Origin of the sequence: Streptomyces albicerus, assembly GCF_008905045.1 — a bacterium.
GTDB lineage: Bacteria > Actinomycetota > Actinomycetes > Streptomycetales > Streptomycetaceae > Streptomyces > Streptomyces albicerus.
The window spans coordinates 40,170-65,137 of the sequence record NZ_VWMY01000064.1; the positions used below are offsets into that span (position 1 = coordinate 40,170).

A 24,968-nucleotide genomic window follows, 5' to 3' on the forward strand; every position below is an offset into this window, starting at 1 on the left:
GACCTTCACCTTCGGTGAAGCCACAGCATGGACGGCAAGACGAGGAACGACCGACTGGCCGCTCGACCGCTCACGGGGGTGCGCGCATGGAGATGCTGACGATCGGGGCCTTCGCGAAGGCATGCCGGCTGTCGCCGAAGGCGCTTCGGCTGTACGACGAGCTGGAGTTGCTGCGCCCCGCGCGGGTGGACCCGGAGACGGGTTATCGCTACTACGCACCCGAGCAGCTGGAGCAGGCCCGCCTGGTGGCGTGGCTGCGGCGGCTCGGGATGCCCTTGGCCCGGATCCGGCAGGTCGTCGCCCTCGAGCCGGCGGCCGCCGCGCGGGAGATCCGCGCGTTCTGGGCACGGGTCGAGGCGGAGACCGCGACCCGTCGTGAGCTGGCGGCGTTCCTCGTCGACCACCTGTCGAGACCCATCCCGAGTGAGGACACCACCATGCTGGAACTCCGCTACTCCGCCCTCTCCGACACCGGCCTCGTCCGCCCGTCCAACCAGGACACGGCGTATGCGGGCACCCGCGTCCTGGCCGTGGCCGACGGCTTCGGCTCCGGGGGTGCGCCCGCCAGTACGGCCGCCGTCGAGGCCCTGAAGTTCCTCGACCGCGAGCCGCTCCCCGCCGGAAGCGTCCTCAACCTTCTGGAGGACGCGGTCCAGGGCGCCACACAGGCCGTCCGGGACGTCGCCGGCCCGACGGACGAGATCGGCACCACCCTCACCGCGATGGTGTGGACCGGCTCCCGACTCGCCCTGGTCCACATCGGCGACAGCCGCGCGTATCTTCTGCGCGACGGCGCCCTCTTCCAGATCACCCACGACCACACGGTGGTCCAGTCGATGATCGACGAGGGCCGGCTGACGCCGGAGGAGGCCACGGCCCACCCTCAGCGCGCACTGCTCCTGAAGGCTTTGACGGGCGGCGGGTCGGCCCCCGCGCCCACCCCCGACCTGCGCCTGCACGACGCCCTCGCCGGTGACCGCTATCTGCTGTGCTCGGACGGGCTGTACGGCGTCGTCTCCGAGGAGACCCTCCGGGAGATCCTCACCGCGAACCCCACTCCGAACGAGGCGGCAGCCGCCCTGGTCGCGGCAGCGAACGACTCCGGGGGCCCGGACAACGTGAGTTGTGTGGTGGCGGATGTGGTGGGGGTCCAGAGCCGGATGCTCAACAGCTGAGGGCAGCCCGGGCTGCCTTGATGGCAACGAGAGCTTCCCGTTCTACTTCGCGGCGAGCTGCCGAGTGCGGATACTCCGCTTGGCGGCCTGGATCCGATGCCGATCGGTGTCAACGGTCAGGAGATTCTCCAGCCCGGTGAGATTGCCTGACTGCGCCGCGGCGACGAACGCTTCCAAGAATCGCTGGTGCTCCACCGTGCTCACTGCCTTACGTCGTTCGGTGAAAAGGCGCTTGCGGGCCCGGCTGACGATCTGGCGGGTGTTGACCTGACTGAGCTGGAGATTGTCGGCGATCTGGCTGTAGGAGTAGTCAAAAGCCACGCGGAGAACGTAGGCGGCCCGCTCCGTGGGGTCCAGCCTCTCGAGGAGGAGGCGTAGGGCCAGTTCCAGTGCTTCCCCCTGCTCGGCCCTGGTGACCGGGTCCGTGCTGGTGTCGATCGGTTCGCCGAGCCGGGGGTGGGCGGTCTCATGACGTGAACGGGCGGACTGGGCAACGTTGAGGGCCAGGCAGCTTGTGGTCCGGATCAGATAGGCCGGAGGATTCAGCACCTGGGCACGGTCGGTGTTCTGCCAGCGCAGCCATGCGTCCTGAACGACGTCCTCGGCCTCGGCCGTGCTCCCCAGTATGCGGCGCGCGATATAGAACAGCCGTGGGCGCAGGGCGATGAAGACGGACACCGCATCCTCCAGCGCTCTGGTGGAACTCATTTTCGCGGGAGCCATATTTTCTCCTTTGTCCCCGGCTTGCTTGTGGTTCTCGTCCGGAGGCCAGACCGTGCGCCACCTCCCGATATGCCTGAACGGATGCGGGACCAGCCTCTGCTCGCAACCCGAGCCCGAACATCGGTCATCCGACTGCGCATCGTGCATGAGGGCATGGCCAGGGGCGGGAGGAGGCCGCGAGCGTGCTCTTCGCAGCGCCTCCCGGACGGGACCGCGCGCGGCACGGGATCGGGCGCGGTCCACGGAAAGGCCTTTCCACCCACAGTCACTTGACTGATGCCTCAGGTCTCAACCGGTCCCAGACTCGTAGTGGCCCGGTCTACCGGCGCAGGTGAGGAATGAACTGATGAGCAAGAAGGCCTTCGACACCGACGACGAGCGCGGGTGTGCACACAGAGATCGCAGACACCCACAGGATGTCCACGCACGACAGGTGGACGTCCGACCGGAGCCGGTGACGTTCCGGACGCTCGTCCGTCTTGCCGAAGACGAGGCGTATCTGTCGGTCGTAACAGACCTCCGGTACGACAGCGCCGAGCCGTACTCAGTATTCATGGTGTTCAATGCGGACACCGATATGACCATTGAGTGGACATTCGGACGCGAGCTCCTGCTATCCGGCCGACAGCAACTCAGCGGTGTCGGCGACATCCAAATCTGGCCTTCTGAAATTCTCGGTTCCGACGTGGTGTTCATTTCGTTTCGCTCGGGCGAAGACATGTTTGTCGTCGCCGCGTCGGCGGTGGTAATCGGTGCGTTCCTCGAAGATACCCTGGAGGTCGTATCTCTGGGGGAAGAGAAGCGTTACCTGGGTATCGAAAGCGCCGTCAGTCAGCTGCTGGGTGAGACATGACGAGCCGCATCCTCAAGTAACCGGCCACGTTTTTCCTTGGCCGGCTCCAGGGCTGCGGACCACCGTCCGCGATCGTCGTCATGCCAGGCGAGGCCGACGACGCCACGACGTTCGGTGGCGTGCTGGGCGCGGTGTGAGTCCCCCCACCGCCCACGGGCCGGCCTCGCCGTAGGTCCGAGACCGTCATCGACGACAGGACCCGCCCTTCACGCGCGATCCATGCCGGATTGCACCGTCCGGGCATCCGAACGGGCGTCCCGAACGGATCGACCAGAACGACCAGATCGCCAACCGGCAACGGGTCCTGAAGGGCCAAGGCCAGGGCCAGGGCCACGCCCGCCTTGGCATGCCCCCAGCCCATCTTGATCCCTGGGAACCGATCGCGTCGGCGGGGCGCTTCGACCGCAATGCGAGTCACTCACCGCAATGCGAGTCACCCGGCGAACGGGCCGTCCGCTTCCGCCGGACCGGTCAGCACCCGCACCGTGGCGTTGACGAGCGACCACCGAAGTCGCCGTCGCTCTCGGACGTCGCACGTCATCCGCCCCCTTCGGGGCTTCTTCCTCCCGCCCGGGATCACACTCGGGCGGAGCCGCGGGTCCGCCCGGAATCGGCAGAGACTCGCCATTCTCCGAGTCGTCCGAGAGTCATTACAGAGTCATCCGAGAGTCATTCGACTGATGGTTGAGGCACATCCGCTGTGTGGGAGATCGCAGCCGACGGGTAGCATTCGGCACGTAGTGACCGTTACCGGAGGAAGCTCCACATGCCGATACCTGCTGTGCCGTCGACCGAACGTCCGGCCATGCCTGAGCGTTCTGTCACCACGCAGGTAAACCGTGGCAAGGGCAGCGTCGGCAGGCCGCACGTGCCGGAAATCCCGCAGAGACCGGCACCGGCACACGCGCGATGATCGGCCGGGACGAGGAACTGCGCACCCTGCGCGGGCTGCTGACGGACGCGACGGCCGGGCACGGCAGCGCGATGCTCGTCCAGGGCACCGCCGGCGTCGGCAAGTCAGCTCTGCTGCGCGAAGTCGGCTCCGAGGCTGCCCGGAACGGTTTCACTGTGCTGCACACATCCGGGGTGGAGACCGAGCAGTGGCTGCCGTTCGCCGCACTGCAACTGCTGCTCCAACCGGCCGCCCGCGGGATCACGAACCTGCCGACCCCACACCAGCTGGCGCTCAACGGCGCGTTCGGCACCACGGAGACCGAGCCGTCCATATTCCAGGTCGGGCTGGCCGTACTCGAACTACTCGCCGACGCAGCCGACCGGCAGCCGCTCCTGCTGCTCGTCGACGACCTGCAGTGGATCGATTCGTCCAGCCGGGACGTGCTCAGGTTCGTCGCCCGGCGCACCCGCGACCACGCCATCCTGGTCATCGGCGCCTCCCGGATCCAGTCCCTCGACTCCTACAGCCGGAGCCAACCGAACCTCCATCTGGAACCGCTGGACCGGACGGCCGCCGCCGAGCTACTCGATGCCGGCTCGCCCGATCTGCCGGCGCCGGTACGGGCGCTCATCCTGGAGCGTGCCGCGGGTAATCCACTGGCCCTGGTCGAGCTGCCCAAGGCGGTGCGGGGCATGCCCGCGCAGCCGGATGATCTGCCGCTGACCCAGCGGCTGGAGGCCGCGTTCGCCGAACGTACCGACTCAGCAAGCCAGGAGTGCCGCACGTTCCTCCTGGCCCTGGCAGCCGAGCCGACCGCACCGGTGAGCCGGCTGCTGGAAGTGTCGAGTCGCCTCACCGGCTCGGCTGTTTCCCTGAACGCACTGCAGGAGGCGATCGACGCGGGCCTGGTCGCCCTGGTCGGCCGTACCCCCGAGTTCCGGCACCCGCTGATGCGCTCGGCGATCTACACCCGCGCCGCGGTCGCCGACCGGCTGGCCACCCACCGCGCCCTCGCGGTGGTCATGGACGACACTCCCGATCGCCAACTGGCCCACCAGGCCGCGGCCACGATCGGTCCGGACGAGGAACTGGCTGCCCGACTCGAGCGCTTCGCCGACGGGTCGCAGGCCAGGGGGAAGGTGGCGGCGGCCGTCCCGGCCCTGCGCCAGGCGGCCGAACTCGTCCACGACGCACGCCGCCGAACCGGCATCCTGGTCCGGGCAGCCGAGCTCTCCAGCGAGATCAACGACCGCATCAACACCCAGGTGCTGCTGGACCGCACCGACTTGAGCGCACTCGGCCCGGTGGAACGAGCCCGTCTCCTGGCCGTGTCCGACAAGTTCGCGTTCGAACCGGACGAGCCGCATCGGCGGATCCAGGACATGGTCATCGCGGCGGCCGAAGCGTTCGACGCAGGAGCCGGTGACGTCGCCGAGAACCTGCTGTGGCGTGCCGCCGCACGATGCTTCTTCCAGGACGGCGATGCACACGTGCGTGCTGAGGCCGCGGCCGAACTGGATCGTTGGAGTCCCGATCCGGACGCCCCCCACGTACTGATGGTACGGGCGCACACCGAACCGTACCGGCACGGCGTCGACCTGATCGCGCGGCTCCACGGCCTCGAGCCGGACCGCGAGGACGGCTGGATCCTGCATTTCCTCGGCAGCGGCACGATGGGCATCGGCGACCTCAGCAGCTCCGCCCGGTACAACGCGCTGGCGTCCGCGGCATGGCGGTCCCAGGGCAGGCTCGGGCTGCTCGCCCGCTCGCTGGCCGCCGGCGGGTCGCGGGTGTACCTCGGTCAGCTCGACCGGGCTCGCGAAGAGTGCGCCGAGGGGCTCGTCCTGGCCGAGGAGACCGGGGAGTGGATCGTCTGGCTGGGCCTGAAGGCGATGGCCGGCCTGGCGGCCACGCTGCGTGGTGAGACCGAGGCCGCGGCGCGGACGGTCCGCGAACTGCGCGCCCACAGCCTGTTCGCCGGTATGCCGTTCGCCGCCTCGCCGGCGCAGCAGATCGACGGCCTCCTCGCTCTTTTCGACGGCCGCGCAACGGAGGCGTACGACATTCTCGCGCGTGCGTTCGATCCGGCCGATCAGCACTACCACTCGGTGCGCCGCTGGCTGCTCGCACCGGACCTGGCGGACGCCGCGGTCGCCGCCGGCGTCGTTGAGCAGGCCCGGGAACTACTGGCCGAACTTCCAGAGCTGGCCGACCAGCTGCCCTCGGAAATGATGGTGGTCGCACACGCCTACACCGACGCAGTGCTGGCTCCGGACGACACGGCCGAGGAGCGCTACACCGCGGCCCTCGCCGCGCTGCCGGCCGGCTGGCCGCTGTCGCATGCCCGGCTGCACCTGCACCACGGCCGCTGGCTGCGCCGGCAACGCCGCAACGTGGACGCCCGGAACCCGCTGCGCGCCGCCCGCGACGAGTTCGACCGGGTCGGCGCGCAGCCCTGGGCCGAGATGGCCCGCGAGCAGCTGCGTGCGGCCGGCGAATCGGGCGGTCGGCGGCACGCGAACACCGACGAGCAGCTGTCGGCCCAGGAAAAGCAGATAGCCGAGCTGGCGTCACAGGGGCTGAGCAACCGGGAGATCGGCCAGCGCCTGTTCATCTCGCACCGCACCGTCGGAGCCCACCTGTACCGGATCTATCCGCGCCTGGGCATCTCCAGCCGGGGCAAGCTCGCCGCCGCGCTCGCGGCCCTCCACGAAGCACGGCCCGCAGCCGACTTGTCCGGCGGCCCGGAATGAACTGCCGACGTCCGGCATCAGCACGCATGTTGGGACCTGTCCCCGGTGGCGGCCACCGCTGAGCCCGGCCCCGGCGGGCGCCGGGAGGAGAGATCTCTTCTGACGACGAAGACCGGGATGACGGTCTTCTCGCCCGAGTTCAAGGCGCGGCACTAGGGTCCCGTCTCATGCGACTGACGGTTCTCGGTGGCTGTGGCGCATGGCCCACCGCAGCCCAGGCATGCAGCGGCTACCTCGTGGAGTACGCCGGGTTCCGACTGCTCGTCGACCCCGGCTATGCCACGCTGCCGCGCCTGCTCCAGCTCGGCACCGTCGACGCGGTCGACGCCGTGCTGGTCAGCCACGGGCATCCCGACCACTGCGCCGACCTCAACCCGCTGCTACGCGCCCGAGGCCTGAGCGACGACCCGCCGCCACCCCTGCCCGTCCACGCCCCGCACGGAGCGGTCGACGCCGTTCTCGCCCTCGACAGACCGAGCATGTACGCCGGGGCGTACCACCTCCACGAGTTCAGCCCCGGCGACCGGTTCGAGATCGGGCCCTTCACCGCCGACACCTGGCTCCTGCCGCACTTCGTGCCCGATGCGGGCATTCGGCTCACCACACCGGAGGCCGTGCTCGCCTACACCGGCGACACCGGTCCCAGCCAGGACATCCCGCGCCTCGCGGCAGGCGCCGACCTGTTCCTGTCGGAGGCCACGTACGTCCACCGGGTACCGACCGCCGACGCACCGTATCTGCTGACAGCACGACTGGCCGGCCAGTACGCCCACCAAGCGGGCGCTGCCCGACTGATGCTCACCCACCTTTGGCCGGGGACGGATCCGGCGACCGCGCGAGAAGCGGCCGCGACAGCCTTCGCGTACCCCATCGGCGTCGCGGCCCCGGGCCTCGTCGTCAACCTCGGAGGGTGAACAGAGAGGATGACGTAACAGTCACTTTGCGATCGGACGACGTCAGGTGATCGTCGGCAGGTGGCGCGGCTCGACGCGTTCCTCGACGGCCGTGTCGCCGTCGCGCCTCACGATGTACGCGCCCTTGCCCGGCAACTCCGAGACGGCTTCGGTCAGTTCGGTGCCGCGGTAGACCAGGCCCACCCCGTCGTCGGTGCAGTGGGTGGTGGGGAGGGTGCCCTCCGCGACGAGGCGGTGGACGAGAGGGCGGCGGCCGGTGTCGGTGTCGTAGTGGACGCCGTTGCCGTACGGCAGGAAGCCCAACGCGTCGGTGAGCGGGCGGAGTTCGGGGCCGAAGGAGTCCGTGGTGCCGCCCTGGAACCAGCAGATCGAACCCGCGCTGACGCCGCTGAGGACGACACCCGACGCCCAGGCCCGGCGGAGGATGTCGTCGAGGCCGTGCACCCGCCACACCGCGAGGAGGTTCGCCACCGAGCCGCCCATGACCCAGATGACGTCCTGTTCGAGGACCGTGCCCTCGACGTCGTCGTGGTTGGGCATCGGGAAGAGCTGGAGTGGAGTGAGGTCGAAGCCCGCCACGCGCGCGGCCTCGGCCATGCGTGCCGTGAAGTGTTCGGCGTCGCCGATGGCCGTGCCTATGTACATGACGCGCGGGCGGCGGCCGTGGGCGCCCGACAGTTCGACCGCGTGGTGCACCAGGGCGTCGAACATCACCATGGTCCGGCCGCCGCCGGCACGGTGGCCGCCGGAGGTGGCGAGGATGGTGGGCTCCCGTCCGTTCGCGGAAGGCGGAGTTGGGGTGGTGGCGGCGGGCGTCGTGGCGGACGCCGAGTCCGGCGTCGTGGACGGCGCTGGGTCGGGCGTCGTGGAGGGCGCGGTCATGGCACCGGATCCTAGCGACGCCCGTCAGAGCCGCTGTGCGTCGTTCTCCTCCGGGTCCCAGTCCAGCAGCCGCACCTTCGCCACCGTCTGTACGTGCCGGCGCATCGCGGCGGCCGCCCGGCCGGGCTGCTGGGCGACGATCGCGTCGAAGATCGCCCGGTGCTGGGTGAAGGAGCGGGTGGGACGGCTCGGCTGACGCAGCGACTCGTGGCGGCTCTCGGTGATCTGGTCGGCGATGGCGTGCATGAACTCGGCGAGGATGCCGCTGTGGGCCGCCGCCGTGACCGCCGCGTGGAAGAGCCGGTCGCCCTCGACGCCGTGTTCACCCGCCCTGATCTCGTCCTGCATATGGGCGAGGGCGGCGTCCATGGCGGCGATGTCCTCGTCGGTGCGGCGCTCGGCGGCCAGTTCGGCGAGCTTGGTCTCCAACGCCTCGCGGGCGTCGAGTACGTCGGGGAGCCGGCGGCGGCGTTCGACGAGTTGCTCCACCGGTTCGACGTCGAGGGTGTCGCGGACCAGGTAGGTGCCGCCGCCGTGGCGGGCCTCCACGAGTCCCTGGACCTCCAGGACGACGATGGCCTGCTTCACGGAGGCGCGGCTGACGCCGAGGCGGGCCGCCAGGTCGCGCTCGGGCGGGAGGCGGTCGCCGGCGCCCAGGCCGCCCTCGGTGACGTAACTGCGCAGGCGGTCGAGGACCTGCTCGTACAGGCGCGGCTTGGACCCCATCGGCCGCAGTGCGTCGGTCATGTCCGGCCTTCCCCCTTTGGCTGAGTGGCTGAACCAATTTACGTCACTTCCCTTGACGCTCTCCATGGTCGCGGTCGAATGTGGTTCAGCCACTTGGCCACTGAACCACTCAGCCACTCGTCCATTCAGCCATTCAGCCATTCAGCCACTCGACAAGGGACCCAAAGACGGGAGCCCGTATGTCCGCCGAACTGATATCGATCCTCGTGCTCGTCGTGGTGTTCGTGATCGCCACCACTCGCTCCATCAACATGGGCGCCCTCGCCTTCGCCGCCGCCTTCGGGGTCGGCGAACTCGTCGCGGAACTCGACGCCGACAAGATCTTCGCCGGCTTCCCCGGCGACCTCTTCGTCGTGCTCGTCGGCGTGACGTACCTGTTCGCGATCGCCCGGGCCAACGGCACCACCGACTGGCTGGTGCACGCCTCGATCCAGCTCGTACGCGGACGGGTCGTGCTCATCCCGTGGGTGATGTTCGTGCTGACGGGGGCGCTCACCGCGATCGGCGCGGTCAGTCCGGCCGCCGTCGCCATCGTGGCGCCGATCGCGCTGAGCTTCGCCGCGCGGTACCACATCAGCCCGCTGCTGATGGGCGCGATGGTGGTGCACGGCGCGCAGGGCGGCGGCTTCTCCCCGATCAGCATCTACGGGACGATCGTCAACGGCATCGTCGAGCGCGAGGACCTCCCCGGCAACGAGGTCGCTCTCTTCCTCGCCTCACTCGTCGTCAACCTCGTGATCGCGGGGGTGATGTTCGTCCTGTTCGGCGGGCTGAAGCTGGGGCGCGACGAGGTCGTCGCGGAGGCCTCGTCGCCCAAGGGGGGCACAGGCGTCGGCGCCTCGACGTCCGGGACCACGGGCACTGGACCTTCGCCGTCCTCGTCCCCGTCCACCGGCGCGGGCACGAGCACCAGCGACAACACCGGTACCAGCACAAACACCAGCACCAGCACCAGCACCGACGGGAAGGGCGCGCCCACGAAGCTCGCAGAGCGCGAGAGGCCCGAAGACGAGACCATCCGCCTCAACCCCGCCCGTATCGCCACTCTCGCCGCCCTCGTCGCCCTGGTCGTCGCCGTGCTCGCCTTCGACCTGGACGCCGGGCTCACGTCCATCACCCTCGCCGTCCTGCTCGCCGCCTGCTGGCCGGAGGACAGCCGCAACGCCGTCTCCCAGATCGCCTGGTCGACGGTCCTGCTGATCTGCGGTGTGCTGACGTACGTCGGCGTCCTGGACGAGATGGGCACGATCGACTGGGCCGGCGAGGGCGTCAGCGACATCGGCATCCCGCTGCTGTCCGCCGTACTGCTCTGCTACATCGGCGCCCTGGTCTCCGCGTTCGCCTCCTCCGTCGGCATCATGGGGGCGCTGATCCCGCTGGCGGTGCCGTTCCTGGCGCAGGGCGAGATCGGGGCGGTCGGCATGGTGGCGGCGCTCGCGGTGTCGGCGACGGTGGTGGACGTGAGCCCCTTCTCGACCAACGGTGCGCTGGTGCTCGCGGCGGCACCCGGCGTCGACCGGGAGCGTTTCTTCCGGCAGTTGATGGTGTACGGAGGGATCGTGGTGGCCGTGGTCCCCGCCGTGGTGTGGCTCGCGCTGGTGGTACCCGACTGGGGATGACCCCGGCGGCGCTCGCAATGACAGACGACTAAGGAGTACGACGCGTGTCTCCTCTCTTCCCGGCCCTGACCGAGGCCCTGGCGGACCCGGACGGCGCCGGCGCGCACCGGCCCGCGCTGCGCTTCGGCGACCGCTCCCTGACCTACGGCGAACTCGCGGCCACCGCCGCCCCACTGGCCGACCGCGTCGGTGGGGCGGGCCGGATCGCCGTCTGGGGCACCCCCACCCTGGAGACCGCCGTCGCCGTGGTCGCCGCGCTGCTGGCGGGCGTCCCCGCCGTACCGCTCAACCCGAAGTCGGGCGAGAGCGAGCTGGGGCACATCGTGTCGGACAGCGCGCCGACGTGCGTGCTCGCGGCGCCGGACGCCCAACTCCCGCCCGCACTAGGAAAGTTGGAGCGTGTCGACATCGACGTACACGCCACGGGGGCGACAGCACTGCCCACGGCCGGCGCCCCCGACCCCTCCCCCGAATCCCCCGCCCTCGTCGTCTACACCTCCGGCACCACCGGCCCCCCGAAGGGCGCCGTCATCCCCCGCCGGGCCATCGCCACCACCCTGGACGCCCTCGCCGACGCCTGGCAGTGGACCGGCGACGACGTTCTCGTGCACGGCCTCCCCCTCTTCCATGTGCACGGCCTGATCCTGGGCATCCTCGGTCCGTTGCGCCGCGGCGGATCCGTACGGCATCTCGGTCGCTTCGAAACGGCGGGCGTGGCACGGGAGTTGACCGAAGGGGCCACGATGCTGTTCGGGGTGCCGACGATGTACCACCGGATCGCGGAGGCCCTGCCCGGCGACCCCGCGCTGGCGAAGGCCCTCGCGAGGGCGCGGCTGCTCGTGTCGGGGTCGGCGGCCCTGCCCGTGCACGACCACGAGCGGATCGCGGAGGCGACGGGTCGGCGGGTCATCGAGCGGTACGGGATGACGGAGACCCTGATGAACACGAGTGTCCGCGCGGACGGGGAGCCGCGCGCGGGCACGGTCGGGGTTCCGCTGCCGGGCGTCGAGGTGCGGCTGACGGAGGAGGACGGGACGACGGCCGTCGAGGCGTACGACGGGGAGACCGTGGGTGAGATCCAGGTCCGCGGGCCGAACCTCTTCACCGAGTATCTGAACCGTCCCGACGCGACCGCGGCGGCCTTCACCGAGGACGGCTGGTTCCGCACCGGCGACATGGCGGTGCGCGACCCCGACGGATACGTACGCATCGTCGGCAGGAAGGCCACCGACCTCATCAAGAGCGGCGGCTACAAGATCGGGGCGGGTGAGATCGAGAACGCGCTCCTGGAGCACCCGGGGGTACGGGAGGCCGCGGTCACCGGTGAGCCGGACGCCGACCTCGGCGAGCGGATCGTGGCGTGGATCGTGCCCGCCGATCCCCAAACACGGCCGCCCGCCGAAGAGTTGGCAGACCACGTGGCCCGCCGCCTTGCGCCCCACAAGCGGCCTCGCGTCGTCCACTACCTCGACGCCCTGCCCCGCAACGACATGGGCAAGATCATGAAGCGCGCACTGGCCCATGACTGAGGGCGCCCAGAGGTTCACGGCCCGCGAGGCCATCGGTCTCGTCACCGACGAGCTCCCCGACGACTCCACCAGCGACTTCCCCGACGACTCCCTCGACTCCACCGGCGGCATCACCAGCCGCTTCACCGAACTGCCCGCCCCAGCGGGCGAGTACGGGCCGGACGCACCCCTCTCCTGGCAGGGGTACGACGCCTCCCGCGCCCGCGCGGCGGCCCGCACCGGCGAGGAGGAGTCGGTGGTCTGCGGTACGGCGACCGTCGGCGGGACCCGCGCCGTGCTGATCTCCTTCGAGTTCGGCTTCCTCGGCGGATCGCTGGGCGAGCGCACGGGTGACCGACTGGAGGCGGCGTACGCGTATGCGCGCGAGCACCGTCTCCCGGTCGTCTCCCTCGTCGCGACGGGCGGCAGCCGGATGCAGGAGGGCATGCGCGCGCTGGTCCAACTCCAGCGTGTGGCACGGCAGTCGGCGCTCACCCGCGAGGCCGGGCTGCCGCAGATCGCGGTCCTGCGCGACCCGACGACGGGCGGCGGCTGGGCCACCCTGGGCGCCGGCGCCGACGTCATCCTCGCCCTCCCGGGCGCCCAGGTGGGCTTCGCGGGCTCGCGCGTACGCCCGCCCGCCGCGGACCCGGCGGCCTACACGGCGGAGGCGCAGCTGGCGGCGGGAGCGATCGACGCGGTGGTCCCCCCGGAGGAGCTGCCGGGGGCACTGGGGCTCTGGCTGCGCCTGCTGACCACGACATCGGCCGAGCCCGCCCCGCCTCCCCCCGCCCTGGCCGACACCGACCTCCCGGCCACCGGCTGGGACGCCGTACGCAACGCCCGCTCCCCCCAACGCCCCCACGCCACCGCCTACTTGGACGCCTGCTTCACCAGCCGGGCGGCTATCAGCGGCGACCGCTGCGGCGGCACCGACGACGGCATGCTCTGCGGTTTCGGCACACGGGCGGACGACGGCCGTACGGTCGCCTACGCCGCCCAGACCGGTACCGCCACCCGTCCCGCCGGGTACCGCACGGCCGCCCGGCTGATCCGGCTCGCCGACCGACTCCGCATCCCCGTACTGACGTTGGTGGACACCCCGGGTGCCGCCAACGACGCGGAGGCCGAGCGGCAGGGTGCGGGCGCGGCGATCGCGGAGCTGTTCGGAGCCGTGGCCGCCGCCCGAACGCCCGTCACCACACTGCTGATCGGCGAGGGCGGCTCGGGCGGCGCCCTGGCCCTCGCCGCTCCCGACAACACCTGGGCCACGCCGGACAGTTACTTCTCCGTCATCGCCCCCGAACTCGCCGCCGCCATCCTCAAACGGCCGCCGGACGAGGTGCGCACCACGGCTGATCAGCTCCGCATCCGTCCCCAGGACTTGGTGGACCTCGGCGTCGTACGCGGCATCGTCGATCCGTTGAAGTCCCCTTCGTAGACGCCGGGTCGGCCCGATCGCGAAGGCGCCGCCTCCCGGCCCCAGGGGGAGGCGGCGCCGTCTGCTCTCGTGCGGTCGGCGCGGCCCTACTTCACGCCCACCGCACGGATGATCTCCTGCGTCACCGAGCCGCCCCGGTCATCACTCGCCGAGGCCCGCAGCGACACGTACTCCGCGTCGCGCGGCACGGTCACCGTGCCCTTCCAGGCGGCCTCACCGACGTCGGAAACCCCGTCGGAGCCCCCTTCGGAGAGCTCGTCGGAGAGCCGCACCGTCCGCCACGACTTGCCGTCGTCGTACGAGACTTCGAGCTTTCCGCCACCGATGGCGCCGGTGGCTCCGGTGTCCGCCGCGCCCGCCACGTACGAGGAGTGGATGCCGAGCGGCAGCCTGCTCCCGCCCCGGACGTTCCCCGCGAGGTCGGTGTCGACGTCGAAGCCGAGGTTGAGCAGTGGCAGGACGGTCCAGCGGTCCTCGGGGGTGGCCGCCGACCTGAAGGTCCACTCGGAGTGGCCCTTTGTGGCGAGCTTCCAGCGGTCCGCGTCGAGCGTCGTGTCCGTGACGACCTTGTACGTGCGCTCGTCGGCGGGCGCGTCCCAGACGTACGCGCCGGAACTCATCCGACGGTCGACCAGCTCCCCGTCGAGGTAGACCTCGGTGAACTGGGTCATGCCGGTGTCCTCGCTCCACACGTTGCCGAAGCCGGTGTGATCGGGTCCGGAATCGCCCCAGCCCGGAGTGTTGAACTGCAGCTGGCCGCCCGCCCGTTGCTGCCCCCAGCCGAGTCCGGTGCCGAGCCACGGGTGCCAGACCGGCCTGAACCAGTCGAGGTCCGGGCGCGTGCCCCCGCGATAGCGGACAAGACCGCCGCGCTCCTCCAGATCCCCGGCGCCGACGTTGACGGACTCGTGCCACAACTGCCCGGGACCCGTGGACACGTACTCGGTCCGCTCGGCCGGGAAGTCGATCCGCTCCTGGAAGCCGATACCGATGGGGAAGGAGTCGTCGGTGAGCGAGTACCGGAACTCACTCCCGGAAACAGGCTTCACCGCGTGGAACTTCGTGTCCAGGACGGCGAGTTGACCACGCGAGGGCTCGTACGTCAGGTCCCGTGCCGGAATGCTCCCCCGGTGTCCCTCCGAAAGGTCGTACGTGTAGGGCGTGTTGGGCGTCCCGTTCGTCTCGGCCTTTCCGGCCGCTCGCAGGCGCGCCGCGTCCGCCGCGTTCACCGTGGCGATCTGCAGCGGCCGGTCCGCGTTGTCGTCGGTGCCGAACCAGGCGTTGAGCCGCCCGGGCACGTCGTCCGTCACGAACAGCGCCTCGGCTCCCGCGTCCTGCGCGGCCTGAGCGACCTCGGCCGGAACCGCCCCGTCCCGCATGCGTACGAGAACGGCCTTGCCGCGCACGTCCTTGCCGCCGTAGTCCCCGGTGCCGACATCGACGAGCGGCAGTTTGCGGCGCCCTTCGATGAGCGTGCCGCCGGGCTGGGCGACCGCCTCACCGACCCCCTTGACCTCCAGCGTCGGCTTCCCTAGCCGCCACACCGTCCGGTACTCGAAGCTGCCCTTCGTCACCTTCGCCGTGGGTGCCGCGAAGACGCTGTCGTACTTGACGGGCACCTGGACGGCCCCGAACAGGTCCGCGCCGCTCGCCGCGCGGTCGTACTCCATGAGCTGCTGACGGGTCTCGGTACGCCGGTCGACGCGCGCCGAGATCTCCCTCAACTTCCGGCCGTCCAGGGTGATTTCACGGTCCTGGTCGAGGTCGATCTCGGGTGCCGCGAGGAAGCCGAACCCGAGTGAGTCGGCGCCGCGGCTGCCGCGTACGTCGAGGAAGGTGTCGACGCTGTACGTGCCGGGCTTCAGCCTCAGCTCCACCGTGCCCGAGTCCCCGACGTGGGCCGGGAACGGGTCCACGTCCCGGGCGAGGTGCTGCACCACCAGATCCGCGGCGGTCGCGTCGCCGTCACGGTCCTTGACATGGACGGTGAGCGTGTACCGCTCCTCCTCCTTGACCAGGCCGAAGGCGGTGTGCGCGACGGGTGTGCCGTCCGCCGCCGAGGCGACGATCTGCCCGCTGGTGTTGCCCACCGGCGCCTTGGCCCCGTCCCCTTTCACGGTCGTGGACGCGGTCCCGTGTGCGGGCACGGTCAGGGTGGAGTCGGCGAGTGTCGCGACGCCCTCGGGTGCTCCCCGCACGGTGAGGTTCAAGTCGACTGCCGCATCGGAGGAGTTCGTGTAGGTGACGGTCTTCGTGACCGGCTCGTTCGCCTCGTACGGCCAGCTGTAGAAGCCGAGGTCGGCGCTTCCCGTGGCGGTGACCCGGGCCTTCACGGCCTCCGGCACGCTCACTCGTCCGGCGCCCAGCACATAGGCGGACGCGTCGAGTTGCCTGGACGTGGACACCAGTGCGTCCTTGAGCTGCGCGCCGGTCCAGTCGGGGTGCTGCTCGGCGAGAAGCGCGGCCACGCCCGCGACATGGGGCGTCGCCATCGACGTACCGCTCATGGAGGTGTAGTCGCCGCTGCCGCCCGCGAGGCGGGAGCGCGCGGCGAGGATCTCGACGCCCGGCGCGGAGAGGTCGGGCTTCAGTGCGTGGTCGCCGTGGCGCGGGCCGGCGCTCGTGAAGTAGGCGGCCTGGTCGGCGGAGTCGACCGCGCCGACGGTCAGTGCGGAGTCGGCGGCGCCGGGCGAGCCGATGGAGGAGGGGGCGCCGGTGTTGCCCGCGGCGACGACGAACAGCGTGCCGGTCTCCTTGGAGAGGGTCTCGACGGCCTGGGCCATGGGGTCGGTGCCGTCGCTGGCCTCGGTCGACCCGAGGCTCATCGAGACGACCTCGGCCCCGACGTCCCGTGCGGCCCACTCCATCCCGGCGATGATCTGCGACTCGCTGCCCGAGCCCTGGTCGCTGAGCACCTTTCCGACGGCCAGCGCGGCGCCCGGCGCGACGCCCTTCTCCTTGCCGTCGGACGCGGCACCGCTGCCGCCCACGGTCGAAGTGACGTGCGTGCCATGGCCGTTGCGGTCGGCGACCTCTTCGCCCTCGATGAAACTCCTGGTCGCCAAGACCCGCCCGGCGAGATCGGGATGGCCGGCATCCACCCCCGTGTCAAGGACCGCGACCGTGACACCCTTCCCGGTCAGCCCCGCCTCCCAGGCCTCTGGCGTACCGATCTGGGCGTTGCTTTCGGCCATGTCCGCGCGGACCCGCCCGTCGAGCCAGACCTTGTCGATTCCGTCCTGACGCGTCAGGGCCCGCCAGAACGTCCGCCCTTTGCCGGCGCCGACGGCCGCCCCACGGATGCTCGGCAGTCCGCGCGTCCTCTCGGTCCCGCGCGGGGTCGCCACGCGCGCGCCCTTCTCGTACGTCACGATCAGCGGCAGCTCGTCCGTCTTCTGATCGGTGAGCCCCTGACGTATCAGCTCGCTCACGTCGAACAGCCGCCGGTCGAGGGTGCCGGCCCGCAGATACGGCAGCGCCTCGTCCGGTACGACGGTGACGGCGCCGTTCGCCGTCTGCGTACGGACCGCCCCGGTGGCCCCCTTCGGCCGTTCGACGGTCACCGTCTCCTTGCCGCCGCCGAGTTCGGTGACGGTGACCTTGTCACCGGTGACGAGGGTGACGGTGCGGGCGGCGGACGCGACGGCCTTCGTAACGGCCGGGCTGCCGGCGTCCTGCGCGTCGGCCCCGCCCATGGGGAGCAGGGCGAGCACGAGCCCGGCCGACGCGAGCGCCGCCCCGCGTCTCGCGGATCCTCTGATCATCCGTACCTCTCTTCTCGGATCTTCTCGGACCGGGGATGGGGTCCGGGTGCTGCGAAGAGTGTCGAGGGGCCGGTGTTGCGGTGGTGCCGACGGGAGATGGCGGAAAGCTGCCCTGGCGGCTTTCCGCCAGGGAGACGGACGTCCGAAGCGCCCGGACGCCCAAGACCACCCGTCCAGCGGCACCCCGCCCGGCCCACCCCGAAAGGCGACACCCCGTCAGCTCCCCCACGATGCGAGAGAGGACCGCCGCCCGGCGGAGCCCCACGGTCTGCGCTCTCGGGAGGACCCGCCATGACCGCCAGCCTGGAGCAGTTGCGCCGCTGCCATTTCGCCGTCGACCTGGGAGCGGCGAGGACCCGTGTCTTCGTGAAGGGGGCCGGGCTGATCGTGGACCAGCCGAGCGTCGCCGCCGTGAACACGAGGACCGGCGCCCTGATCGCGGTCGGCGAGTTCGCCGAGAAGATGACGGGCCGTACGCCCCACTACATCCGTGTCGTGCGGCCCGTCTCCGGCGGCACGGTCGTCGACATCGAGATGGCCCAGCGGATGCTGCGCCAGCTGCTCGGCGACAAGGTCCGCCGCACCCTGCGCCGCAAGCCCCGGTTGCGGGCCGCCGCCTGCACCCCGCATGATGCCGACCCGCTCGCCCAGCGCGCCGCGGTCGAGACGCTCGTCGGGCTCGGTGCGCGGCGCGTCGAGCTCGTCGACACGCTCATCGCCGCCGGCGTCGGCTGCGGGCTGCCCGTGGAGCAGCCCGAGGCCACCATGATCATGGTGTGCGGGGCAGCCGCCACCCAGGTCGCCGTGCTGTCCCTCGGCTCGATCGTCACCGCCGAACGCATCCCCGTCGGCGGCGACGCCATCGACCACGCGATCGTCCAACACCTGCGCCACCAGCACGAGTTGATGCTTCCGTCGCAGAGCGTACGGCCGCTGCAGCTGGCCCTCTCCGGCAACGGGCTCACCGCGCACGGCCCCGCCTCCACCGAGATCCACGGCCGGGACGTGGCCACCGGCCTCGCCCGTTCCGTGCAGGTCGACACGGCCGCCGTGCGCGACGCGATCCAGACCCCGCTCACCGCCGTGCTCGACGGCATCGGCAAGGTGCTGCGCGTCTGCCCGCCGGACCTGGTGGCCGACCTCGCCGACCGCGGGATCATGATGGTCGGCGGCAGCGCCCTGCTGCCGGGCCTCGACCAGATGCTGCGGCACGCGACGGGCATGCCGGTGCACATCGCCGAACGGCCCGAGGTGTGCGCGGTCCTCGGCCTGGGCGCGATGCTGGAGGGCAAGGTCGAGCCGCTGGTCCTCGACCCGCTGGCCACCTGAGCGGCCCCCACCCAGTCCGTACGCACCTCGACCGTACGCACTCGTCCGTACGCACCTCGTACGCCGTGAGCCGGACCCTCCGCCGCCCCGCATGACCGAACCCACCGAACCCACCGAACCCGCCGAACCCACCGAGCCCTCCGCTCCCCCTGGCCCGCTCCCCCGCCTCCTCGAAGCCGTCCTCGGCGTCGTCGGCGACCTGGAGCTGCGCCCCACGCTCCAGCACATCGTGGACAGCGCGGCCGAGCTGACCGACGCCCGGTACGCGGCGCTGGATGTACCCGACCCCGGCCACGGCGACCGCACGGAGTTCCGCACGGCCGGCCCGCCGGAGGACGAGCGGGCGACGCACAGCTCCCTACGCGTGCCGGTGCGCGTGCGGGACGAGGCGTTCGGCACCCTCCGCCTCACCGGGAAGCGCGACAGCGGCCCCTTCACGTACGAGGACGAACAGCTCGTACGCGTACTGGCCACGCAGGCGGGCATCGCGATCGGCAACGCCCGCCTGTACGAAACGGCCCGTCAGCGGGAGCGCTGGATCGAGGGCGCGGCGGCCGTGACCACGGCCCTGCTCACCGGCGAGGCGGCGGCCGACGCGCTGATGACGGTCGCCGAACGGGCCCGCGTCCTCGCCGACGCCTCGGCCGGGGTGATCCTCCAGCCCACGGACGAGGGCGGCATGGAGATCGTCACGGCGTCGACGCTCGACGACCCGGGCGACCTCGTCGGCACGACCATCGAGCCCGGCAGCGCGGTTCTGGACCAACTCCTGGGCGGCGAACCGGTGTTCATCGAGGACTCCGCGACCGATCCACGGATGACGACCCGCGTACGGCACCGGTTCGGGCCGAGCATGCTGCTGCCGCTCCAGGCCGACGGCCGGCTCATCGGCACCCTCGCCCTCCCGCGCCGGCGCGGCGACCCCCCGTACACCTCCGTCGAGCGGCTGCTGGCCACACAGTTCGCCTCGCAGGCCGCCCTCGCGTTCGTCCTCGCGGACGCCCAGCAGCGCCGGGAGCGGCTCGCGGTCTTCGAGGACCGCGACCGGATCGCCCGTGACCTGCACGATCTGGTCGTCCAGCGGCTCTTCGCGACGGGCATGATGCTGGAGTCCACTCAGCGACGCAGCGCCGCCGGCAAGGAGCCGGACCCCGGGGTCCACGCGATGCTCGGCCGGGCGGTCGACGAACTCCGGTCGACCGTCCAGGAGGTCCGCACGACGATCTTCGCGCTCCAACAGCCGCCCGCCGACGCCCCAACCACCCTCCGCGGCAAGGTACTTCGCGAGACGGCGGGCGCCGCGGCGGTACTCGGCGTCCAGCCCTCCGTGCAGTTCACGGGCCCCGTCGACACCCGCATCCCGGACCCGGTCGCCGCCCGCCTCCTCACCGCCCTCCGCGACGCCCTGGCCACCGCGTCCCGCCGCCCCGGCACCACCCGCATCACCGTCACGATCGACGCGACGGTGCGGCTCCCGGACAGCCGGCCCGCGGTACGACTGACCGTGTCCGACGACGGGAGGACGGAGGGGGAGGGAGAAGGGGAGGGAGATGGGGAGAGGGAGGCGGCGAGGAAGACGGAGAGGGAGCCGGACAGCGACGACCGGGGAACGGGCACGACGGTGACGTGGCAGTCACCTCTGTGAACCCACCGGATTACCTCAACTGCCCGATGTCCGAGACAAGTTGAGGCGCCAACCGCTCGACCTCCGCCGTGTCCCCGCGGTCCGCCGCCGCCCGGGCCGCCTTCAGATCCGTACCGAAGCCGGCCGCCGCCTCCTTCGGCGCATCGTCGCGCAGCCGCTCCCAGACGAGCTCCAGGCTGGTCACGTCGCCGGCCACGGCTCCGTCGTCACGGGCCGTCGCGTCTATACGCAGTTGCCGGGCCCAGAGTTCGAGCCGGTCGAGGTCCACGGTCCGCAGGGGCTCGTACCGCAGCCGCAGGTCCGAGGTGTTCTGCGCGCACCGCAGCGCGGCACCGCGCGCATCCTCCGCGTCCTTCGCGGCGACGGCCTTCGCGAGTGTGTCGAGGTCGCGTGTCATCTGCCGCCGCAGCAGGTCGGGTACGCGGTCGGAGGCACGGTACGCGTCCCAGGCGCCGCGAAGTTCACGGACCGCCGACGTGTCCGACTCACCGCCGTCCACGACGGCTCGGGCGGCCCGGTCGAGGGCGGTCAGCCGCTCCGGGACCGGCGCGCGCACCGCGTCCGTCGGCACCGCGAGCGAAGCCGCCTCCAGTTCGCCGCTCTTGGTGCCGGTGGAGAACTCCCCGTACCCGGGGGCGAAGACCTTGTCCTCGTACGTCCCGTCCATGTGCAGCTCGCGGACCGTGATCGCGCCCTCCACCGGCCCGTACGGCCCGGGCACGGTCTGGTCGACGGCCTTGACCTCGACCTCCTCGAAGACGACGCCCGGGAGGTTCTCCGGTCGGTACACATCACCCTTCTCCGGCCTCGCGGGCATGATCATGGCCGCCGGTGCCTTTCCCTCGCCCGCCTGCCAGGTGCCCTCGGTGTCGGCGACGACGCCGTCCTCGTAGTTGAAGACGTCCTCGCCGAGGTACCAGACCGAGCCGTCGTCGGCCTGCGCGTACCAGTCGAGGGCGACCTCCTGGATCCGGCCGTCGGAGAAGGCGACGTACTGCACCTCGACCGCGGGGATCGTACGGCCGTCCCAGGTGATCTTCTTGGTGTCGGGCAGCCGGCTGACCTCGGTGCGGAAGGGCTTGTCGTCCACCTGTCCGCCGTAGATGTTCTGGGCGACCTTGCTGGTGGGGTGGAGTGGGTTGGTGATCTTGGTCGGGTGCGTGAAGTCCGGCTTCGCGAGGTCGACGCGGTCCTTCTCGGGGGCGGTCGGCAGACACTCGGAGCCCGTCCTGCCGGTCTCCTCGTCGAAGACCCGGACGCAGTCGCCGTTCCCGCCGCCGGTGTTCTCCGCCCCGCTGCTCCCGGAGCAGGCCCCCGCGAGCAGCGCGGCCGCGGTCACGGCGACTCCGGGCCACAGAACCTTGCGCCTGGTGGTGTTCATGGCAGCCTCCTCGGCCTGTGCACCGAGACTCCCGCGCCACAGCTGAACAGACGCTGAACAAAGCTGAGCGGCCTGTCAGGTCCAGGTGCGGTCCCAGTGCTCCGTAGGGGCGCGGGGAACTGCGCGACCAGCCACAGACGACCCGCAGCCGGCTCACCGCACTTCCAGCGAAGCGCTAACGCTCAGGTCTCCGCCGACGGCAGCGTCACCGCGAACCGCGCCCCGCCCAGCCCCGGCACCTCCCCCACCGTCACGCTCCCGCCGTGCGCCGCGGCCACCTCCTCCACGATGGCCAGCCCAAGCCCGGTCCCGCCCTCCCCGCGCGACCGCGCCTCGTCCAGCCGTACGAACCGGTCGAAGACGTGGGCGCGTTCGGCTTCCGGGACGCCGGGCCCGTCGTCGTCCACGAGCAGCCGTACGCGCCCGTCGCCGCCGTCGGCGAGGGTGAAGGCGACGCGCGTACGGGCGTACCGGGCGGCGTTCTCGCCGAGGTTGCGGACGAGGCGGCGCAGGGCGGCCTCGTCGCCGGCGACCCGCGCGGCCGACACCGCGCCACTGTCGATCCGCAGGTCCTCCACGGAGGAACGCAGCCGGCGCGCCTCCTCGAAGACCAGGTCGTCCAGGTCGACGGGGAGCCGCCGGGGTCCCGTCGCGCGCTCGTCGGCGCGGGCGAGCAGCAGCAGGTCGTCTACGAGGCGCTGCATGCGTACGGCCTCGTCGAGGACCGTCGTGGCGAGAGTCCCGGCCTCGGCCCGTTCGGGGTGGGCGAGGGCGACCTCGGCGTGCTGGCGGACGGTGGCGACGGGCGAGCGCAGTTCGTGCGAGGCGTCGGAGACGAAGCGGCGTTGCGCGGCCTCGGCGCGTGCGACGCGTCGCAGGGCCCGCCCGACGGCGGCCCACGTCGCGGCCGCCGCGAGCACGAGCAGCACCGGGACGCCGAAGAGGAGCAGCCGGGTGACGGTCGTGGTGGCCTCGGCCACCCCGGCGGGCGTCCGTCCGTCGAGGACGAGCAGCCGCCGGTCCCCGTCCCGCGCCCCGACCGCCACCACCAGGAACGGGTCCTCGTCGAGAGCCGTGTCGACCTCGGTGCTCTGCCCGGCCCGCAGCGAGGCCAGCGCGCCCTGTCCCTCGACGTTGGCGCTGGCCGCCACCACGCTCCCGTCGGCGGGGTCGACGACCTGCAGAAACTCCTCGTCCGGGTCGGCCACGGTGACGGCGGGCACGCCCCGCCCGGCCTCGATCACGGCCGCGACCTCCCGGGCCCGCTCCCGCGCGGCGTCCCGTACGTCGTTGCTGAGCTCGACCCGCACCCCGATCACGAGCGCGACGCCCCCGGCGACCAGCGCGAGCCCCACGGCCAGTACGGCGATGACGGTGGCCCGCACCCGCACGGCCCGCAGCCGGGCCCCGGCCCGGGCCTCACCCACGCCACCCGCTCCACCGGACCCACCCACCTTGCCGGCCTCATACGGCCCGTCCGCCTTATCCGTCATCGGGCACCAACCGGTAGCCGTGCCCCCGTACCGTCCGCAGCGAGTCGCGCCCGAAGGGCCGGTCGAGCTTGTTGCGCAGGCGCCGCACGTACACCTCGACGATGTTCGGATCGCCTTCGAAGTCGTCGCCCCAGACGTGGTCGAGGATGGTCCGCTTGGTCACCGCCTCGCCGACCCGCCGCAGCAGGAACTCCAGCAGGGCCGACTCCCGTGCCGTCAGCGCGACTTCGCGCCCGCCCCGGGTCACGACCCGGGTCGCCGGATCGAACCGCAGGTCACCGGCGGCGAGCACGGCGGGCCGTGCGCGCGCCCCGCGTCTCAGCAGCGCCCGCAGCCGGGCGAGGAGCACGGCGTACGAGACGGGCTTGGTGAGGTAGTCGTCGGCGCCGGTGTCGAGGCCCTCGATCTCGTCCCACTCGCCCTCCTTGGCGGTGAGCATGAGGATCGGCGTCCAGTTCCGGTCGTGGCGCAGCTCCCGGCAGACGCAGTAGCCGTTGAGCCCCGGCAGCATGATGTCGAGCACGATCGCGTCGTACGGGTTCTCGCGGGCCATCCACAGCCCGTCCACCCCGTCGGGGGCGATGTCGACGGCGAAACCCTCGGCCTCCAGCCCGTCCTTGAGCCCGGCCGCGAACCGCTCCTCGTCCTCGACGACCAGCACCCGCATGCCCTCAAGCTAAGGGAGCACCGCGCGAACTGCCCCCGCACCGCCCGGACCCCGCTCGGGCTCCGCCCAACCCTGGCCTCGGGGGCGGGACGAGGTCGCGCGCGAGGGGGCGTTTCCCGGCCGCCGACAACACCGCGCAGCCACCGCACAGCCACCCAAAAGAGGAAGGTCATCACGGCTCCCGTGATGACCTTCGGATAGGCGTTCGCACAGGTCGGATCGATTCTGCACGCGTAGCGCCCGGTGGGGCGGGTGGGACTCGAACCCACGGCCGACGGATTATGAGTCCGCTGCTCTAACCGGCTGAGCTACCGCCCCATTACGGCGCGTCGCGCACATTTGTGCGCGCCGTCTGCCGCAGCATAGCCGCTCATACGATCTCCTGCTTCGGATGGTCGACTTCGCCTGCCCTGGAGGACCCCACCTGGGGCGCGGCGGTTCCCGCGGACATGAAAAAGGACCCCAACGGGGTCCTCGTTCAAGGTGCTCTCCCGACTGGACTCGAACCAGTAACCTGCCGGTTAACAGCCGGCTGCTCTGCCAATTGAGCTACGGAAGATCGAAGCTCCCCCGACTGGACTCGAACCAGTAACCTGCCGGTTAACAGCCGGCTGCTCTGCCAATTGAGCTACGGAGGATCGCCTCGCTGCATCGAACGTACCTCCCTGGGTATTCGCCAGAGGGCGCGCGCTCGCTGCGACACATACATTAGCGCAAGTAGGGGGGTGCTCCGCCAATCAGTACCCCGCCTGCGACCGACGCCGCCGCAAGGGACCGACTCAAGAGAGAAGGGTGGCCGCCATGCGTTACCGGCTCACGTTCGTCGCCGGACTGGCCCTGGGTTACGTGCTCGGCACGCGTGCCGGGCGCGAGCGCTACGAGCAGCTGAGGAAGACCGCCCAGCAGGTCGCTCAGAACCCGGCGGTGCGCAACACCGCCGAGTCCGCGGCCCAGCAGGGCCGGGAGTTCGCCGGCAAGGCGTACCACGTGGTGAGCGAGAAGGTCGGCGACCGGGTCCCGGACTCGGTGACCGAGCGCGTCCGCCACCTCCGCGAGCGCAACACAAACGGCACACGCACCGAAGACGACTGGGGCACAAGCAACACATAAGCGGCACGCGACCGGCGCTGAAGGGGTGGCGGCACGCGTGCCGCCACCCCTTCAGCGCCGGGAACAGCG

17 protein-coding genes and 3 tRNA genes are annotated in these 24,968 nt (G+C 71.4%); 10 read left to right on the plus strand and 10 right to left on the minus strand.

Annotation, left to right across the window (positions count from 1 at the left end; translation table 11 throughout):
• The first annotated feature begins 86 nt into the window (after nucleotides 1-86).
• Complete coding sequence (locus GAS53_RS42335) at nucleotides 87-1,175, plus strand: MerR family transcriptional regulator (protein ID WP_151483100.1); 1,089 nt, start codon at nucleotides 87-89, stop codon at nucleotides 1,173-1,175.
• Between the two features lie 42 nt (nucleotides 1,176-1,217).
• Here GAS53_RS42335 and GAS53_RS42340 read toward each other — a convergent pair whose 3' ends face one another.
• Nucleotides 1,218-1,853 (minus strand): sigma-70 family RNA polymerase sigma factor, encoded by a 636-nt coding sequence (locus GAS53_RS42340; RefSeq protein ID WP_318723586.1) that lies wholly within the window; start codon nucleotides 1,851-1,853, stop codon nucleotides 1,218-1,220.
• 391 nt (nucleotides 1,854-2,244) lie between these two features.
• On the opposite strand from GAS53_RS42340, the gene GAS53_RS42345 reads away from it, so the two are divergent.
• The 3 genes from GAS53_RS42345 (at nucleotide 2,245) to GAS53_RS42355 (ending at nucleotide 7,313) form a co-directional block, all read left to right on the plus strand.
• Nucleotides 2,245-2,751: an SsgA family sporulation/cell division regulator gene (locus tag GAS53_RS42345; protein ID WP_151483102.1), complete on the plus strand. Its 507-nt coding sequence runs from the start codon at nucleotides 2,245-2,247 to the stop codon at nucleotides 2,749-2,751.
• A gap of 909 nt (nucleotides 2,752-3,660) precedes the next feature.
• Nucleotides 3,661-6,399: an ATP-binding protein gene (locus tag GAS53_RS42350; RefSeq protein WP_151483103.1), complete on the plus strand. Its 2,739-nt coding sequence runs from the start codon at nucleotides 3,661-3,663 to the stop codon at nucleotides 6,397-6,399.
• A 167-nt stretch (nucleotides 6,400-6,566) separates the two neighbouring features.
• Nucleotides 6,567-7,313, plus strand: coding sequence for an MBL fold metallo-hydrolase (locus GAS53_RS42355; protein WP_151483104.1), 747 nt, complete (start codon nucleotides 6,567-6,569; stop codon nucleotides 7,311-7,313).
• A gap of 42 nt (nucleotides 7,314-7,355) precedes the next feature.
• On the opposite strand, the gene GAS53_RS42360 is transcribed toward GAS53_RS42355, so the two are convergent.
• Together GAS53_RS42360 and GAS53_RS42365 are read right to left on the minus strand one after the other, a co-directional pair.
• Entirely contained in the window at nucleotides 7,356-8,030 is a 675-nt protein-coding gene (locus GAS53_RS42360) for a Type 1 glutamine amidotransferase-like domain-containing protein (RefSeq protein WP_192583515.1), read from the minus strand.
• Nucleotides 8,031-8,219: 189 nt separating this feature from the next.
• The gene (locus tag GAS53_RS42365) at nucleotides 8,220-8,942 is read right to left on the minus strand and encodes a FadR/GntR family transcriptional regulator (protein ID WP_151483106.1); all 723 of its coding nucleotides are present in this window, start codon (nucleotides 8,940-8,942) and stop codon (nucleotides 8,220-8,222) included.
• Between the two features lie 179 nt (nucleotides 8,943-9,121).
• Between GAS53_RS42365 and GAS53_RS42370 the strand changes: the two genes are divergently transcribed.
• Genes GAS53_RS42370 through GAS53_RS42380 form a run of 3 tightly spaced genes read left to right on the plus strand, consistent with a single transcriptional unit; the run spans nucleotide 9,122 to nucleotide 13,510 of the window.
• Nucleotides 9,122-10,561 (plus strand): SLC13 family permease, encoded by a 1,440-nt coding sequence (locus GAS53_RS42370; RefSeq protein WP_151483107.1) that lies wholly within the window; start codon nucleotides 9,122-9,124, stop codon nucleotides 10,559-10,561.
• Nucleotides 10,562-10,605: 44 nt separating this feature from the next.
• Complete coding sequence (locus tag GAS53_RS42375; RefSeq protein WP_151483108.1) at nucleotides 10,606-12,090, plus strand: acyl-CoA synthetase; 1,485 nt, start codon at nucleotides 10,606-10,608, stop codon at nucleotides 12,088-12,090.
• Nucleotides 12,083-13,510 (plus strand): carboxyl transferase domain-containing protein, encoded by a 1,428-nt coding sequence (locus GAS53_RS42380; protein ID WP_151483109.1) that lies wholly within the window; start codon nucleotides 12,083-12,085, stop codon nucleotides 13,508-13,510. The genes GAS53_RS42375 and GAS53_RS42380 overlap by 8 nt, the downstream gene beginning before the upstream one ends.
• An 86-nt stretch (nucleotides 13,511-13,596) precedes the next feature.
• On the opposite strand, the gene GAS53_RS42385 is transcribed toward GAS53_RS42380, so the two are convergent.
• A complete protein-coding gene (locus tag GAS53_RS42385; RefSeq protein WP_151483110.1) occupies nucleotides 13,597-17,274 on the minus strand; it encodes a S8 family serine peptidase in 3,678 nt (1,225 codons plus the stop codon).
• Between the two features lie 291 nt (nucleotides 17,275-17,565).
• On the opposite strand from GAS53_RS42385, the gene GAS53_RS42390 reads away from it, so the two are divergent.
• Entirely contained in the window at nucleotides 17,566-18,603 is a 1,038-nt protein-coding gene (locus GAS53_RS42390; protein WP_151483111.1) for a rod shape-determining protein, read from the plus strand.
• Between the two features lie 91 nt (nucleotides 18,604-18,694).
• Nucleotides 18,695-20,248, plus strand: coding sequence for a sensor histidine kinase (locus tag GAS53_RS42395; RefSeq protein WP_151483112.1), 1,554 nt, complete (start codon nucleotides 18,695-18,697; stop codon nucleotides 20,246-20,248).
• Between the two features lie 10 nt (nucleotides 20,249-20,258).
• Here GAS53_RS42395 and GAS53_RS42400 read toward each other — a convergent pair whose 3' ends face one another.
• The 6 genes from GAS53_RS42400 to GAS53_RS42425 all read right to left on the minus strand — a co-directional run bounded on the left by GAS53_RS42400 (nucleotide 20,259) and on the right by GAS53_RS42425 (nucleotide 24,427).
• Entirely contained in the window at nucleotides 20,259-21,629 is a 1,371-nt protein-coding gene (locus GAS53_RS42400; protein WP_151483113.1) for a hypothetical protein, read from the minus strand.
• A 182-nt stretch (nucleotides 21,630-21,811) separates the two neighbouring features.
• Nucleotides 21,812-23,056: a sensor histidine kinase gene (locus GAS53_RS42405; protein ID WP_225859425.1), complete on the minus strand. Its 1,245-nt coding sequence runs from the start codon at nucleotides 23,054-23,056 to the stop codon at nucleotides 21,812-21,814.
• Between the two features lie 55 nt (nucleotides 23,057-23,111).
• Nucleotides 23,112-23,789 (minus strand): response regulator transcription factor, encoded by a 678-nt coding sequence (locus GAS53_RS42410; protein ID WP_151483115.1) that lies wholly within the window; start codon nucleotides 23,787-23,789, stop codon nucleotides 23,112-23,114.
• A 244-nt stretch (nucleotides 23,790-24,033) separates the two neighbouring features.
• Nucleotides 24,034-24,107, minus strand: a tRNA-Ile gene (locus GAS53_RS42415).
• A 168-nt stretch (nucleotides 24,108-24,275) separates the two neighbouring features.
• Nucleotides 24,276-24,348: transfer RNA gene (locus tag GAS53_RS42420), tRNA-Asn, on the minus strand.
• A 6-nt stretch (nucleotides 24,349-24,354) separates the two neighbouring features.
• Nucleotides 24,355-24,427 (minus strand) — tRNA-Asn (locus tag GAS53_RS42425).
• A 163-nt stretch (nucleotides 24,428-24,590) separates the two neighbouring features.
• Between GAS53_RS42425 and GAS53_RS42430 the strand changes: the two genes are divergently transcribed.
• The gene (locus GAS53_RS42430) at nucleotides 24,591-24,899 is read left to right on the plus strand and encodes a YtxH domain-containing protein (RefSeq protein WP_151483116.1); all 309 of its coding nucleotides are present in this window, start codon (nucleotides 24,591-24,593) and stop codon (nucleotides 24,897-24,899) included.
• Nucleotides 24,900-24,968: the final 69 nt, after the last annotated feature.

Coding starts and splice junctions, on each gene's coding strand:
- GAS53_RS42360 (WP_192583515.1), bottom strand. CDS start 8,030: ATGGTGATGTTCGACGCCCTGGTGCACCACGCGGTCGAACTGTCGGGC.
- GAS53_RS42335 (WP_151483100.1), top strand. CDS start 87: ATGGAGATGCTGACGATCGGGGCCTTCGCGAAGGCATGCCGGCTGTCG.
- GAS53_RS42345 (WP_151483102.1), top strand. CDS start 2,245: ATGAGCAAGAAGGCCTTCGACACCGACGACGAGCGCGGGTGTGCACAC.
- GAS53_RS42355 (WP_151483104.1), top strand. CDS start 6,567: ATGCGACTGACGGTTCTCGGTGGCTGTGGCGCATGGCCCACCGCAGCC.
- GAS53_RS42400 (WP_151483113.1), bottom strand. CDS start 21,629: ATGAACACCACCAGGCGCAAGGTTCTGTGGCCCGGAGTCGCCGTGACC.
- GAS53_RS42410 (WP_151483115.1), bottom strand. CDS start 23,789: ATGCGGGTGCTGGTCGTCGAGGACGAGGAGCGGTTCGCGGCCGGGCTC.
- GAS53_RS42395 (WP_151483112.1), top strand. CDS start 18,695: ATGACCGAACCCACCGAACCCACCGAACCCGCCGAACCCACCGAGCCC.
- GAS53_RS42370 (WP_151483107.1), top strand. CDS start 9,122: ATGTCCGCCGAACTGATATCGATCCTCGTGCTCGTCGTGGTGTTCGTG.
- GAS53_RS42390 (WP_151483111.1), top strand. CDS start 17,566: ATGACCGCCAGCCTGGAGCAGTTGCGCCGCTGCCATTTCGCCGTCGAC.
- GAS53_RS42430 (WP_151483116.1), top strand. CDS start 24,591: ATGCGTTACCGGCTCACGTTCGTCGCCGGACTGGCCCTGGGTTACGTG.
- GAS53_RS42380 (WP_151483109.1), top strand. CDS start 12,083: ATGACTGAGGGCGCCCAGAGGTTCACGGCCCGCGAGGCCATCGGTCTC.
- GAS53_RS42365 (WP_151483106.1), bottom strand. CDS start 8,942: ATGACCGACGCACTGCGGCCGATGGGGTCCAAGCCGCGCCTGTACGAG.
- GAS53_RS42350 (WP_151483103.1), top strand. CDS start 3,661: ATGATCGGCCGGGACGAGGAACTGCGCACCCTGCGCGGGCTGCTGACG.
- GAS53_RS42385 (WP_151483110.1), bottom strand. CDS start 17,274: ATGATCAGAGGATCCGCGAGACGCGGGGCGGCGCTCGCGTCGGCCGGG.